Origin of the sequence: Flavobacterium sp. (assembly GCF_017744675.1) — a bacterium.
Classification (GTDB): domain Bacteria; phylum Bacteroidota; class Bacteroidia; order Flavobacteriales; family Flavobacteriaceae; genus Flavobacterium.
On the sequence record NZ_JAGIAV010000004.1, the window covers coordinates 454079 to 468677 of the forward strand.

The window sequence follows — 14599 nt, forward strand, 5'->3', positions numbered from 1 at the left end:
CAGATTACACGTTCCGTAGGAACGTTTGATTAATCGGCTGGCATATTGTTTCTGAATCAGGTGTCCCTACGGGACACTATACAATGCAATACATTTTTTTACCGACGAGATATTCCTAACGGAATATTAAATATTGCATTTTATAGAAACGAAATAAAAATCATTCAGTTAAGAATGTTACGTCGGCATAAAAAATATATCAAAATGCTAAATCATGTAGGTTTAGCATTTCTCTTTTAATTAAATGATTGTCTAAACTCTAGTGGAGAAAGCGATGCCCGATTTTTAAATAATCGATGAAAAGACTGCGGATGTTCAAAACCCAAATAGTAAGCAATTTCAGATACTGACATGGAAGTTGTAGACAAAAGTTCTTTTGCCTTTTCTATTACTCTGTTTTGAATGTGCTGCTGTGTGGTTTGGCCAGTTTGTATGCGCAACATGTCTGAAAGATAATTGGGACTTAAACAAAGTTCGCTTGCCATATATTGAACTGTTGGAACGCCTTTTTCAGCCAATTTATCGCTTTTAAAATAATCATCTAGCAGTTCTTCCAATTTAGTAAGCAGATCGTGATTTGCCTTTTTTCTGGTCAAAAACTGTCGGCTGTAATAACGATCACAATATTTTAAAAGCAATTCGATGTTGTTCACCAACAAATCTTGTGTAAAAGCATCCATATTATCTTGGATTTCTCTACCAATATTTTCGATTATCTGCATAATAGAAACCTCTTCTTTTTCTGAAAGATTAAGTGCTTCATTAGCAGTATAAGCAAAATAGCCGTATTCTTTAATCTTTACCGCCAAAGGATAATTGTATAAAAAGTCTGGATGCACCGCCAATACAAAACCTTTTACGCCATTTAGCAAAATATCTTCAAACTGCAATACCTGATTTGGAGCTGTAAAATACATAATGCCTTCATCAAAATCGTAATACTGTTGGCCGTATTTGAACTTTCCTCCTGCACAATCTTTCTTTAAGGCGATGACATAAAAATCGGTCGTAAAGGCGTTTAAAAGAGTTTCAGATTCTAGTTTTATGTCATCAAAACCAAATACACTCACCAACGGATTTAAAGGTTTCTTTAATCCTAAAAACTGATGCAATGCATTTATCGACGGTATTTTTACAGGTGTTTTCATTTCTGCTGTTCGCTCTTAATTTGTTCGATTCCTTCTCTGTAGCTTGTTACAGCAAAATCTGGAAAACGCTTTCTAAATTTTGAATCGTCAAAAACATTAGCATGCTCATATCTCGGAAGGAGTTCTTGCAGTTCTTTTATCCCTTTATTAAAAAGCGCTCCTATTTTAAATATCAACTTTGGAATAACGGTATATTTTAATTCTCTGCCATATATTTCAGAAGCCAATGCAATGAACTCTTTATAATTGAGATGGCTTTCATCAACCGGCAAATGCCAAGTCTGGCCAAAAGCATCTGGGGTATTTCCTATCAGTGCTGTTGCACGGCTTGCATCAGGTGTCCAAATTAGGCTTCTTTTTTTAGCATCACTCAAAGGTACTTTTAGTTTTTTATTTTCTTTAATAGCAGTAAAAATTAAAGTATTGGTAATGCTCTGCGTTTTAGCGGGTCCATAAAATTCAGGCGCACGGCAAATTACCGCTTCAAGCTGACCTGATTTTATTTCGTTTAAAACCATTTCGGCCATTTCCTTCCTAATTTTCCCTTTTCTTCCTATTGGTTCAAAAGCCGTTTCTTCGGTAAGCACTCTGCTATCTTGCGGATACATGTACGTATTATCAAAAAACACTAGTTTTGTTTTATTGATTTTGCAGGCTTCTATAACATTTCTGGTAATTAGGAGAAACTGTTTTTCCCACAAATCAGAATTCATCGGAAGTCCTAATGTAAAATAAGCAATTTCACTGCCTTTTACGGCTTCTATTGCTCTTTCTTTAATGGTTAAATCTGCCGAAAAAACAGTATCGGTATCATTTACTTTTTGTGCTTTACGGCTTACTATTCGTATATCTGAAGTATAGTTTCTTTTTAATTCTCTTGCCAATTCTTCACCTATTTGTCCGTTGGCTCCCAATATAGTCTGCATCTTAATTCGCTTGTTTTTTTAATTGCTTGATTACTTCTTTTGCCATTTCTTTTGAACTAAATGGATTTTGCCCTGTAATTAAATTTCCGTCTGTCACAACATAGGAAGTCATCGGAATAAACGCCTTTTCGTAAGCTGATTCCCTTTCTTTTAATGCTGCTTCCAGATTAAAAGGCACTGCCTTTTTTCTTCTGGCTAGACTTTCTTCAAACCAATTAAAACCAGTAATCTTTTTATTTTTAATGAGATATTCTCCGTTTGATAATTTTACATTCAGCAGTCCGCCAACTCCGTGGCAAATTGCGGCAACCATTTTTCCGCTTTCATACTGCTTTGCAATACTATTTTGGAGCGTTTTATTCTCTATAAAATCAAACATCGTTCCATGTCCGCCAGCGAGATAGATTAAATCAAATTCCTGATTCGAAATAGCATCTACACTTTTGCTGTTTTTTAATAATTCCCTAAAGGAAGATTTTTTCCAATATTGTTCTGAAATTTTATCAAGCGTGAAGAATTTTAAACTTTCAGGATCTATTGGCACATCTCCGCCATTCGGACTGGCAATTGTAACTTCGTACTTCTCTTTTAGAGCAGCATCATAAATATGTGTAAGCTCACTTAACCATAAACCCGTTTTAAGGTTGGTTCCTGGATAAGTACCGATATTGGTGGCAATAATTAAAATCTTTAAAATCATAACATCGTTATTTTACTACTGCAAATTTCGATTCTATTGTAGAGACAGCTGTAACTAAATTATGGAAAATTGTAACATTATCTCTGAAACTTTAACTCGTTTGCATTGTATTTATTGCTAATTTAGAACAGGCTAATAATCAGTTAATTTCTTTCTAAATTACAACAAAAAAACGATATGCAGTTTTTACCATCCGCTAGTTTAGCGCCGTTTATCAAAAACTATACTGTTGTTACAATTGAAAAAGATCTCGACAATGAAGTATTTTATCCGAGCGGATATGTCGATTTGGTAATCAATATTTCTGGAGGATTTGCAGCGACGATTATCAATGGAAAACAGAAAGATACTCCTGCAATAGAATTATTGGGACATCTGACGCTTCCAACGCGTCTTTCTGTAGCAAAAGGCACTTCGGTACTTATAGCGCGAATTTATCCGCATGCCAGCGCACTGTTTTTTTCAGATCCGCTATCAGAATTTACCAATTATGCCACCGATATGTACGATGTGGCATTGGGAGAGAATAGAGATTTGTACGATCAGATTATGGAAGCCGAAGGTCTTTCAGCTAAGATTGATGTTTTAGAGAGGTATTTTCTTCAAAAATTAAAGAAAAATGAAACCCGCTTAAAGAAGGTTTCTATAGTGCAGAATTTAAGTCAGGAACTCTTCCGCAATCATCAGCAATTGGATTTACCTTTCCTTGCCCGCCATTCGGGATTATCAGAAAGGTATATCCAAAAACTTTATCTGGCCAATATTGGCATTAGTCCCGCCGCTTTTACTTCTGTAATTCGATTTAATAAGAGTTTAGATTTGGTTCTCAATACCACAGAATCATTAACCAACATTGCGTATGACTGCGGTTATTATGACCAAGCCCATTTTATCAAAGAATTTAAGAGGTTTACGGGCATCACGCCTTCGGCATCCAGAAATTCACAGCTAAAAGATGATACCGACTTTCAGCAAGCGGTTAACATTGGCTTTTAGCCTTGTTTTGCAGGATGATTGCTGCTAAACATATCGCGATGCATTTTCCAGCCGTCTTTTGTTTTTTTCCAGATTACAATTACTTTTCCGTCATCTAGTTTTTTGCCATTCATATCGGTCATTTCGTAAAAGCTTTCTTCTGTTACAGCTGTTTTGGAGTCTCCATAAAGATGTTGGATAGTGAATTTAACATGCACTTGAGGTCCGCCTCTAAAAAAAGAATCAATTTGTTTTGCTCCGCATTTTGGCTCTCCGTTTGGCGGAAATAAACAGGCGTCGTCTGTGTATCTCGCAACGATTGATCCGTCGTTTTTGTTGGTAAAATCAGAAAATGTTTTGTTACTGGCTTCAATAACTTTTTTTACTTCTTGTAAAGAAGAATCTGTAGTTTGGGCATTACACCAAAAAGTAAGCATCATAAATGCGCTTAAAAAAATTTTTGTTTTCATGGTTTATATATTTTTTTACAAAGGAAATTATTACGCTAAAGCGAAAATTGTAAAATAACGAACAACTTTCTTTTTTACTTTTACATTTGAATACAATAAAAATACAAGATCCAATCTGAAGTATGAATTTGAATCATATTGAAATACATCGAGATGAAATGAAAACTATTGGAATAGACGTCATTCCAATTGGTGCATTTTCAGAAAAAGCGCAATCGCCCCATCGTGATGATCATTATATGTTTATTGTACTTACTCAAGGCGTTTTTGAATTGGAATTGGATTTCAAACACATTACAATGTCCAATCAATATGCTTATTATGTAGCACCTGGACAAGTTCATTCCTATATCAGCCAGAATAATTGCAAAGGATGGTATATTTTTATGGATCCGCTTTTGATTTCTGAGAAATACACTCAAATCTTAAATACGAATTTAAACAGCCGTCAGGGAATTCAACTGAATGCTAATAATTTGATTTTTTCTATTATTCCGATACTTGAAAGTCTCTTAAAACAAAAAAAACAATTCTTTCAGGATCAAACCGAATACTCGCTTGCTGATGCTTTTTTAGGATTTTTTGTTGGAGCACTCATACAGGAAGATTCAAAAGAACTTATTGGTGGACAAAAGTATCAGACTGTCAATACATTTAAGCAACTTCTACAATCACGATACAAAGAATATAAACAAGTGAAAGATTATGCAAGTTTGCTAAACATTACACCTTTGTATTTAAATGAAATTGTAAAACAAGTTACTGGTTTTACTGTAAGTTACTGGATACAGCAAACAATTGCTTTGGAAGCTAAACGTTTTTTGTATTATACAGAACTGGATATTAAACAAATTGCTTTTGAATTAGGTTATGAAGATCATGCTTATTTTTCACGTTTTGTAAAAAAGAACATTGGTATGACTGCTTCTGAGTTTAGATTAAAAAACCATGATTTGTCCAACAACAGCCCTGCTATAGATAACGTTTAAAACACCATGCGAGCATAATTTTGCCTTTGTAAAAATTATTAATATACAAAGTAAAATTATGACAGAAAAAAGTACAACTTCAAGCAATACTCCAAATCCAAATCCTGAATCTAACACTAAATTGCTTATTCCTATTGTTATAACAGTTTTGGCTGTTTACATTACAATTGGCATCTCTATTGGCATACTTCCAAAATTCATAAAACAGGAGTTAGGTTTTGGCAATCTTACCGTTGGTTTAGTCATTGGTCTTCAAGCATTATCCGCGCTTCTCACACGCGCATCTGCTGGAAAAACAACTGATGTTCTCGGTTCAAAAATCAGTTCCCGTCGAGGCATTTTATTGGTTTTAATAGCAGGTATTTTATACATGTTCGCATCTTCTTCAATATCAATTCCTTTACTTTCGATTTCATTGTTAGTATTATCTCGAATCGTTCACGGAATTGCTGAAAGTTTTCTGGTAACAGGAATGCTAACTTGGGGAATCGGTCTTTTGGGTCAGCAGAATTCTGGCAAAGTAATGACTTGGAACGGAATTGCAATGTATGCAGGAATTGCAATAGGCGCTCCTTTCAGCCTATGGATTGTCCAATTTGGAACTTTATTCGCATTTACTTCAATTCTGGTTTTCACATTTATAAGTTGGATTGCCTCTAAAGGTTTGCCAATAGTTCCTGTGCACAAAGGATATGTAAGAACCCCTTTTTACAAAGTAATTGGAAAAGTTTTTCCGCAGGGAATTGCCCTCGCCTTTTCTTCTATTGCTTTTGCTTGCATCGCATCGTTTATCGCCTTATTGTTTAGTCAGAAAAACTGGAACGGAGCTTCTCTCGGATTTCTTTTCTTCGGAGGTTCTTATATTTTAACTCGTGTCTTTTTCTCTTCGTATCCCGATCGTTTTGGCGGATTTAAAGTGGCTATGATTTCTTTTTTGATTGAAATTGCAGGTCAGTTATGCATTGGTTTGTCTTCTAATGGCTGCACAGCTATTTTAGGTTGCGCGCTAACGGGTATTGGGTTTTCGCTTGTTTTTCCATCTTTAGGCGTATTGGCAATCCAGAAAATAACACCTCAAATGAGAGGAACTGCCTTAGGCGCTTATGCTGCTTTTTTTGATCTTTCTCTGGGAATTGCAGGGCCTGTCGCTGGTTTGATTGCAGGATGGTTCAGTTATCAGACCATATACTTTTTTGGAGCATTTAGTTGCGTGATTGCCATAGCAAGCCTTCTTCAATCGGAACGAAAAGAAATTCAGGCCATTATTAACTAAAAAAATCAAACACGAATGGATAAACCAATACGAAATACTGCACGTTCTCTTTTTGTAGTAAAAGAAAAGCTGTTTCTTACTCCACATTACATTAGAATAATTTTTAAGATGTCTGACGAACAAGTAAATCTATTTCAAAATATGTGTGCAGGAAGCAATAATAAAATTTACATTCCATCTGAAAACGCGATGCACAGCACAGATTATAAAGAATCAATCTGGGACTCTGATTTTTTCGTCGCGACTCGAACTTATACCACTCGAAATATTGATTTAATTAATAAAACAATGCAAATCGATTTTGTTGCGCATGGCGATAACGGCCCAGCTTCTAAATGGGCAGCAAATGCAAATCCTGGAGATTTTCTCGGAATTGCCATGAAAGAAAGCCGAAAACCTCTTGTTCCTTCTGTAGAAAGCTATTTTATCGTGGGAGACAGCACTGCAATTCCGGTTATTTCAGTCATTTTAGAAACTCTGCCTTCAACTGCAACTGTTATGCTTTTGCTTGAAGTGAATTCTTATCGAGACACATTTATTTTGAATACCAAAGCCAATCTCAATGTAAAATGGATCTATAATTCTTCACCTTTAAACGGAAGTTCGCTGGCAGAAGAAAGCATCGCTTTATTAATTGAAAAAAAGCATTATGTATTTGCCGCGGCTGAATTTGAAACTATTCGAAAAATAAGAAACCATTTAAGAGAAGAGCTCCAATTGGAAAGCAATCGATATTATGCTGTTTCATATTGGAAACGTGGAAATTCTGAAGAAGAATCGAATCTAGAAAGGCAAAAACAAAGAATGGAATAATGTAAAAGCCCTGTATCCAACTAAGATACAGGGCTTTTTGATGAAACTTAATAAAACTGAGACTTATTTCGCATCAAACCATAATTTGGTTGTCAATAAATCTTTTCCTTGAGCTGCTACTGCCGCTTGATAGCTTGCTCCGTTAAGAGACTGTTCTGTACCAGGATAGAAAAGACGCGATGGTATTTTTCCGTCCAAAACAGTAGCTGGACCTGCTGTTAATACAGGATAATCCAATCTTCTCCATTCTGTAAAAGCATCAAGACCTTGTCCGAAGAACGCAATCCATTTTTGAGTACCAATTGATTTCGCATAATTTGAAGCATCGTATTTCACATTTGCCTGATTCAGGTAAGTTGAAATAGTAGTCGTATTTGTAACTCCAAACTGAATAAACGAAGCTGTAATAGCATTTTTATAATACTGCTCTGCATCTCCAGAAATAAATCCACGCGCTACAGCTTCTGCAAGATTGAATAATGTTTCTGAATAAGAAGCAATTACTGCAGGAGAAGCCGATGTTAAGAAATAGGTTCCTGGTTTTGATGTTTTAGCAAATCCTTGGCTGTTGGCATCACTATTAGATAGTCCGTTAGCACCTCCAACATATTTGCCAACGCTTGCATCTGAAGGCAATTGCGCGAAAACTGGCAAACGAGGATCTGATAATGCGTACAATTGATCGACCATAGTTTTTGAAATACGGAAATCATCACGAGTTTCAAACCACGCCGAAGCTGGATTTTGCTGAGGCGAACTTGTATAAGTAAACTTAAATGTTTCGCTCTCGTTGCTGATTACCCCTGCTGCATCAGTTGTTGCGTCAATTGCCGCTTGTTTTGCTAATGCAGGTTCTTTATCAGAAATTCTTAATGCAATTCTCAAACGAAGCGAATTCACAAATTTTTTCCATTTTGCTATATCGCCTTTATAAACCAAATCTCCAGTAACAGAACCGTTTGCATTATTTAATAAAGATTGTGCTTGTTTTAAATCTTCAAGCAAACCTATGTACACTTCTTTTTGAGTATTGTATGCTGGTGTTACTTTTTGTCCTGCTTCTTTGTACGGAATGCTTCCGTAAGCATCTGTTAGCAATAAAAATGTCCATGAACGCAATGTTAAAGCAATTCCTTTATAGTTAGAGTTTGCTTGAGCATCTGAAAATTTTAAAATAGTGTTCAAATCTGTAATTAGAGTTGAATATCCTTTATCCCACAATGTCGTGAAAGAAGTATTCGAAACATCGTAACGATCTGGTTCTGTATATTGAATTTTAGCCCAATGCTGCACAAACAGCAAAGTTGAGTTAAAGTTGTTTGCGTCTCCCCAGTACAAATCGGCACCTTGTTTTAATGTACCGGTCAAAAGGTACGGTGCAAGCGGAGTTTCAGTTGCATTTGGATTTGAATTAATATCATCCAAAGTATCACTGCAAGAGCTCAGTGTCAATGCAAACAGTATTGTATATGATAGTTTTTTTAGCATGATTCCGAGTTTTTAAAATTTAACATTAAGGTTTAAACTGAAATTTCTAGTTGTTGGTAAAGCTAAACTTTCCAATCCTTGTGCATTTCCAGTATTGAAAGCGGTTTCAGGATCAATATTTGGAGCATCTTTGTAAATAAAGAATAAGTTACGTCCAGCAGCCGTAATGCTTGCTCCTTCTAGTCCTAATTTTTTAACCAGCTTTTTGTCTACATTATAAGTAAGCTTGATCTCTCTCATTTTTACAAAAGTCGAACTGTAGATATACGCTTCGCTAATGTTGTACGATGCTTTGTAATATTCCTGTGCGCTAATCACTTTATTATTAGGCGTTCCATCAGCAAATACACCTCCGAAAATCATTCCATCATCATAAACCGTCACACCGCCTGGAGCTGCACCGCCAGTAACCAAAGTTTTCGGATTTGCAGTATTGTTTCCTGGGTAGTAGTAGCTTAAACCTCCGTTTTCAGCACCACGTCCTGGAAGTGTCTGTGCCAAAACTCCTGTATAGTTACCTGTTCTGTTTGTTCCAGAGAAAAGTTCTCCGCCAACGCTTGCATCAACAAGGAAAGAAAGCTCAAGATTTTTGTAAGTCAAAGTATTGGTAAGACCCGCTAAATAATCTGGAGTATAGTGTCCTAAAACTTTTTTTGTCGGATCTGCTTTAGGCAAACCATTTGCTCCTACTACAATATTACCGCTAGCATCACGCTCATAAGCTGTTCCGTAAAGTGCTCCGTAAGCTTGTCCTACTGATGCCAATACATCTACACCTCCAGAAGAACCAATAGTATAGTTTTTGATATCTCCTGCATAATCTAGAATTTCTACTTTACTTTTATTTTTAGAATAATTTAAAGCCACATTCCATTTGAAGTTTTGAGTTTGAATAGGATTTCCGTCCAACTGCACCTCAATACCTTGGTTATTAATTTTACCTGCATTAATTAACTGCGAAGTATAACCGCTTGCCGCTGTAGTTTTGATTTCTAAAATCTGATCGAAACTATTTGTATTGTAATACGCTACATCAAAGTGAAGTCTGTTTTTCCAGAAAGAAGCTTCAAGACCAACCTCAGTAGAACGTGTAGTTTCTGGTTTCAAGTTTTCATTCAGTTTTCTCTGAGAAGAAGTCTGGATCGGATTTCCGTCAAATGCAGTTTGGAAATTATACACTGTCGCCAATTGGTACGGATCTGCATCGTTACCTACTTCAGACCAACCTCCACGTACTTTTAAGAAATCTAATGTACTGCTCTTAATGCCTAATGCATCTGTTAAAACTACACTACCATTGAAAGATGGATAGAAATAAGAACGGTTGCTGCTTGGTAATGTAGAAGACCAATCATTACGTGCAGTAACGTTTAAGAACGCATAATTTCTAAAACCAAACTGTGCAGAAGCATAAGCACTGTAAACTCTCAATCTAGATAATGAGTTTGATGACGTTAACGGATCTCTAGAGTTTGTTAAAGTGTATAAATCTGGAACTGCCAAACGTGGTGCTTTCTGATAGTTGTTGGCATCGCTATGGTTACGAATATTGAAACCTGCAAGTGCATCTAAACTAAAATCCTCACTAAGCTGTTTTGTGTATTGAAATAACCCCTCAGTATTTTGCTCATTTACCGTGTAAGCATCTTCTGCATACGATCCGAAAGGAGTTCCGTTTGTACCGTACTTAATAGTATATTTTCTACGGTCGTTATAATAATCAACTCCTGTACGGAATCTGAAATTTAATCCTTCTGCCAGTTTTGCATCCAAATGGACATCTCCAATTAAACGGTTACGCTGTTGGCTTGTTGTATTGTAATATGCATTCCAATATGGGTTGCTATAATAACTATTGTTCCAGTTTTGTGTCCAATCTTTATCCAATTCGTTAATATCAACCTGACGGCCAAACCATAAGAATTGCAACATTACACCCGCAGCACGTCCGCCTGATGGACCACCTGGCAATTGCGGCGCATTGGTAGCAATATAATTGGCATTAACACCTACTTTTACGCTTTCAGAAATTTGGTAATTGGTGTTAATAGAAAAGTTTGTTTTGTTTATTTCACTATTAGGCACAGTTCCAAGCTGTTTTTGGTTGTTTACCCCTAAACGGAAATCTCCTTTATCATTAGCTTTTGCAATAGAAACACTATTATCATAAGTAAGCCCAGTATTGAAGAAATCTTTTACGTTGTTTGGGTGTGCCACAAAGGGAACAGCTTCACCTTTAGAATAAAATTGCGGAATAAGACGACCATCTAATCTTGGCCCCCAGCTTTCGTCAACACCGTCATTAACTCCTCCACCTTTACCATCTACATAACTAAATTTCCCATTAGAACCTTGTCCATAACTATTCTGAAAAGAAGGCAAAGTAGCCACTTGAGAAACCGTTATACCTGTATTAAAAGTAACTCCATAACCCGATTTTTGTCCTTTACCCGATTTTGTCGTAATAAGCACAACACCATGCGCAGCACGCGATCCGTAAAGAGCAGCAGCGTTTGGTCCTTTTAATACAGTCAAAGTTTCAATGTCCTGCGGATTCAAATCGGCAATTGCATTTCTGAAATCACGAGTTGCTCCACCAAAATTTAACTGTGAGTTATCTACAGGAACTCCGTCTACCACAAAAAGCGGCTGATTGTTTCCTGCAATCGAAGTTTCTCCACGTATAATGATACGTGAAGATCCCATATCTCCTTGTGAATTTGTAATACGCACACCAGCCACTTTACCTGAAAGGGCATTTAAGAAGTTGGTTTCTTTTGTAGTAGCCAATTCTTTTCCTTTTACAGCCTGAGTAGTATATCCTAAAGATTTCTTTTCTTTTGAAATTCCAAGTGCGGTAACCACTACCTCAGATAATGCATTCTGCTCTTCAGCAAGATTAATTACAATAGCGTTTTTATCTACTACAACTTCTTGTTTTTTATATCCTAAGTAGCTCACTAAAAGTACATATGGAAATTTTTGTCCGGTTTGGAAATAAAACTTTCCATCTGTATCTGTTACCACACCATGAGTCGTTCCTTGAATTGTTACCGAAGCCCCAATAATAGGCTCTTTTGTAACGGCATCGATTACTGTTCCTTCCAGTTTAGACTGGATTAGCGGCTTTGTCTCTTGAGCTTTAACCCCTATGGTAATCAACAAAATACATAGCCAAGCATATCTTTTTAATTTTTTTTTCATTACTTTGTTTTAGTTTAATAAATAAGGCGAGCGTAAGAACAGTTTTATGCTATTCTTGCTTTCCTTTTAGAGATGACAATTTCTTTTAAGCTTCTACCATTTCTGCTGCAACAGAAATGGTTTTCTCTTTTTTATCTGCAGCACATTCGTTTTTTCATTTTTACTTTTTTTTAGATTATTATTTTATTTGGCCTATACAATTCTTACCCTTATTTCAGGATAGTGTTATTAAAAATTTATAATGAATTTAAAAGAGGAATTTTAACCGTAGTGATGCATAAAGTAAAAACTGTCCTATGCTTGTATATTTCTCAAAATGAAATGATAAGGTTTTAATCTCTGTATTTCTAACTAAATTTTAAACTCTACTAATTTGATAGAACAAAGGTAAATTAAAAATATTAGTTCCCAAATTTTAATTAAACTTTTTGCAAAAAAAATGTTAATCTACTTTAGCAAAAACCTCTAAACAACTAAAAATAAAATAGTTATAAGAATTGCGTTTTTTTGCGGTTTTATAAGAATTGTACTAAAAGCCCAATATTTTCAAAGGATTTTAATCTTTTAAATTCTATTTTGGCGCTCTTTGTGAAAAACCTTTGCTCTTTGCATTAAATTTTACCGCAAAGAGCGCTAAGATATTTTTAATGCAAGACTCAGCTGAAGATAATTTAAGTTCGCAAAGCTTTGTGCAAATAAAACTTTGTGAACTTTTCATTTTTAATGATTCTCAAAAAAACTTAGCGCACTTTGCGAAAAAACTTTGCGCTCTTTGCGTTACATTTTACCGCAAAGAGCGCTAAGATATTTTTAATGCAGGACTCAGCTGGAGCATAATTTAAGTTCACAAAGCTTTGGGCAGATAAGGCTTTGTGAACTTTTCATTTTTAATGATTCTCAAAAAAAAACTTAGCGCACTTTGCGAAAAATCTTTGCGCTCTTTGCGTTACATTTTATCGCAAAGTGCAATAAGATATTATAAATGCGAGCCGAAGCTGAACATAATTTAAGTTCACAAAGCTTTGCGCAGATAAAGCTTTGTGAACTTTTCATTTTTAATGATTCTCAAAAAACTTAGCGCGCTTTGCGAAAAACCTTTGCGCTCTTTGCGTTACATTTTACCGCAAAGTGCAATAAGATATTATAAATATGAGGCTTAACAGCATAAAAAAAAGCTCCAAGATCATAAGACCTTGGAGCTTTTATTTTTTATTTCTAATTATTACAATTCGTTAAACTCGTGTAATGATTTTAATGTAGTTTCATAAAACAAAATTGCAGCGATAAGATTTCCTTTATCTGAATAAGGCATCATCTTTCTTTGAAAATCAACAGTAGTATCTAAGAAAACTGTTGTGCCTTCTGCTTGTCCGTCTAAGATTTTTTTATTCTCACTTGTATCAGGAATACCTAAATCTGCCATTGTAACACCTGGTTTAGTAACCAAAGCAATATAAGGAAGGGTTTTTACTAGAACTTTAATACGTTCAATGTACAATTCTAAAAGTTCTCCTTTCTGCATACCACTTAACTCTTTTTGATCATGGTATTTACGAATTAAAGCAGTTGTACTAATGATACTTCTTGGCGCATTTTTTGCCTGCGCAGAAACAGCCGCAGTTGTCAAGAAGAAAAGGACACATAATAAAATAATCTTACTCTTCATTTTCTTAATAGATTTGGTTCTTGAATAAAACAAAAATATATAAATTATGTTAAAATGCAACTTTTATATTTTCTTTTTCACAATAAAAATAAAATTGTTACGTCGCGACAAGAAAAAGATTACAGTAAAGCAGTAAATTATGGCGATTTCACCTTATTTCGCAAAAGTCATTTTTAGTGTTTTACGACTTAATTATCCTAAAACGGCTCGGATATTTAATCCACAAGCTCTTTTTGTTTCCGTAATAGTCCATAAATTCTCCGCATACAAAAACAGCATGTACTTTTGACCATGCTACCACACCGCAATATTCAGTTCCCGACTCTTTTTTTAATTTCTGAATTTGTTTGCCTAATGTGAATCCGAGATACTTATAAATTGTTGGAGTATATACGGTACCGTCTTCTAAATCTTCTAGAGCTTTATCAAAAGTAGCTTCTCTATCAATAATTTGCTTGTATTTGGCCATTACGGCATAAGTCAATTCTGCGTAATCGGTTATTTTTTCAGTGTCGCAATTGTCTTTGATATAAACAAAACCAGCTGAAGATTTAGCCTTATTTATTTCACTGCTGTTCAGATTAAAAGAAGCATTGTTTTTTAGTGTAATCTTATACAAATCATCGTTTACTTTTTCGCTTACAAAAAGATTATCTAATCCGTAAACGTTTAAAGAAGCTTTAATAAAAGCTATAGACGAACAATTTGTACGTTCACCTTGTTTAAAACTTTCAAATATTTTATCAGAACTCAATTGTGAGTAAGAATTGGAACAGACAAACATTAAAAGTAAAAAAACTGAAGTAACCGATTTCATGCCTTGTATTATATATTATTTCTCAATTATTACTGGAGAAACTGTATTAGATTTTTACAAATCTATAAAAATCCAATCATATTTTGTGCTTCTTCTCTTTTATCCCTCAAAAAAAGTCATTTTTAATGAA

At 35.1% G+C, this 14599-nt stretch carries 12 protein-coding genes; 4 read left to right on the forward strand and 8 right to left on the reverse strand.

Translation table 11 applies throughout. From position 1 onward, the window contains the following. Positions 1-236: 236 nt before the first annotated feature. Genes J7574_RS12290 through J7574_RS12300 form a run of 3 tightly spaced genes read right to left on the reverse strand, consistent with a single transcriptional unit; the run spans position 237 to position 2774 of the window. On the reverse strand, positions 237-1148 hold the full coding sequence (locus tag J7574_RS12290) for an AraC family transcriptional regulator (protein ID WP_290968529.1): 912 nt from the start codon (positions 1146-1148) through the stop codon (positions 237-239). Then, a complete protein-coding gene (locus J7574_RS12295) occupies positions 1145-2074 on the reverse strand; it encodes an NAD-dependent epimerase/dehydratase family protein (RefSeq protein ID WP_290968531.1) in 930 nt (309 codons plus the stop codon). Before J7574_RS12295 ends, J7574_RS12290 begins: the two co-directional genes overlap by 4 nt. Position 2075: 1 nt before the next feature. After that, complete coding sequence (locus tag J7574_RS12300; RefSeq protein ID WP_290968533.1) at positions 2076-2774, reverse strand: type 1 glutamine amidotransferase domain-containing protein; 699 nt, start codon at positions 2772-2774, stop codon at positions 2076-2078. 177 nt (positions 2775-2951) lie between these two features. Between J7574_RS12300 and J7574_RS12305 the strand changes: the two genes are divergently transcribed. Continuing rightward, the gene (locus J7574_RS12305) at positions 2952-3770 is read left to right on the forward strand and encodes a helix-turn-helix transcriptional regulator (protein ID WP_290968535.1); all 819 of its coding nucleotides are present in this window, start codon (positions 2952-2954) and stop codon (positions 3768-3770) included. On the opposite strand, the gene J7574_RS12310 is transcribed toward J7574_RS12305, so the two are convergent. After that, complete coding sequence (locus J7574_RS12310) at positions 3767-4219, reverse strand: DUF4440 domain-containing protein (RefSeq protein ID WP_290968536.1); 453 nt, start codon at positions 4217-4219, stop codon at positions 3767-3769. The two genes, J7574_RS12305 and J7574_RS12310, sit on opposite strands and share 4 nt — an antisense overlap. Before the next feature lie 158 nt (positions 4220-4377). Here J7574_RS12310 and J7574_RS12315 point away from each other — a divergent pair, with 158 nt between their 5' ends. Genes J7574_RS12315 through J7574_RS12325 form a run of 3 tightly spaced genes read left to right on the forward strand, consistent with a single transcriptional unit; the run spans position 4378 to position 7294 of the window. Beyond that, positions 4378-5208: a helix-turn-helix domain-containing protein gene (locus J7574_RS12315; RefSeq protein WP_290968538.1), complete on the forward strand. Its 831-nt coding sequence runs from the start codon at positions 4378-4380 to the stop codon at positions 5206-5208. Between the two features lie 58 nt (positions 5209-5266). After that, a complete protein-coding gene (locus J7574_RS12320; RefSeq protein WP_290968540.1) occupies positions 5267-6481 on the forward strand; it encodes an MFS transporter in 1215 nt (404 codons plus the stop codon). A 15-nt stretch (positions 6482-6496) separates the two neighbouring features. Next, entirely contained in the window at positions 6497-7294 is a 798-nt protein-coding gene (locus J7574_RS12325) for a siderophore-interacting protein (protein ID WP_290968542.1), read from the forward strand. A 63-nt stretch (positions 7295-7357) separates the two neighbouring features. On the opposite strand, the gene J7574_RS12330 is transcribed toward J7574_RS12325, so the two are convergent. The 4 genes from J7574_RS12330 to J7574_RS12345 form a co-directional block, all read right to left on the reverse strand. Beyond that, entirely contained in the window at positions 7358-8782 is a 1425-nt protein-coding gene (locus J7574_RS12330; RefSeq protein WP_290968544.1) for a SusD/RagB family nutrient-binding outer membrane lipoprotein, read from the reverse strand. Positions 8783-8794: 12 nt separating this feature from the next. Beyond that, positions 8795-11986, reverse strand: a complete 3192-nt coding sequence (locus J7574_RS12335; protein WP_290968546.1) for a SusC/RagA family TonB-linked outer membrane protein — start codon at positions 11984-11986, stop codon at positions 8795-8797. 1222 nt (positions 11987-13208) lie between these two features. Continuing rightward, the gene (locus J7574_RS12340; protein WP_008463513.1) at positions 13209-13652 is read right to left on the reverse strand and encodes a hypothetical protein; all 444 of its coding nucleotides are present in this window, start codon (positions 13650-13652) and stop codon (positions 13209-13211) included. A gap of 181 nt (positions 13653-13833) precedes the next feature. Beyond that, positions 13834-14469, reverse strand: a complete 636-nt coding sequence (locus J7574_RS12345) for a hypothetical protein (RefSeq protein ID WP_290968552.1) — start codon at positions 14467-14469, stop codon at positions 13834-13836. Positions 14470-14599: the final 130 nt, after the last annotated feature.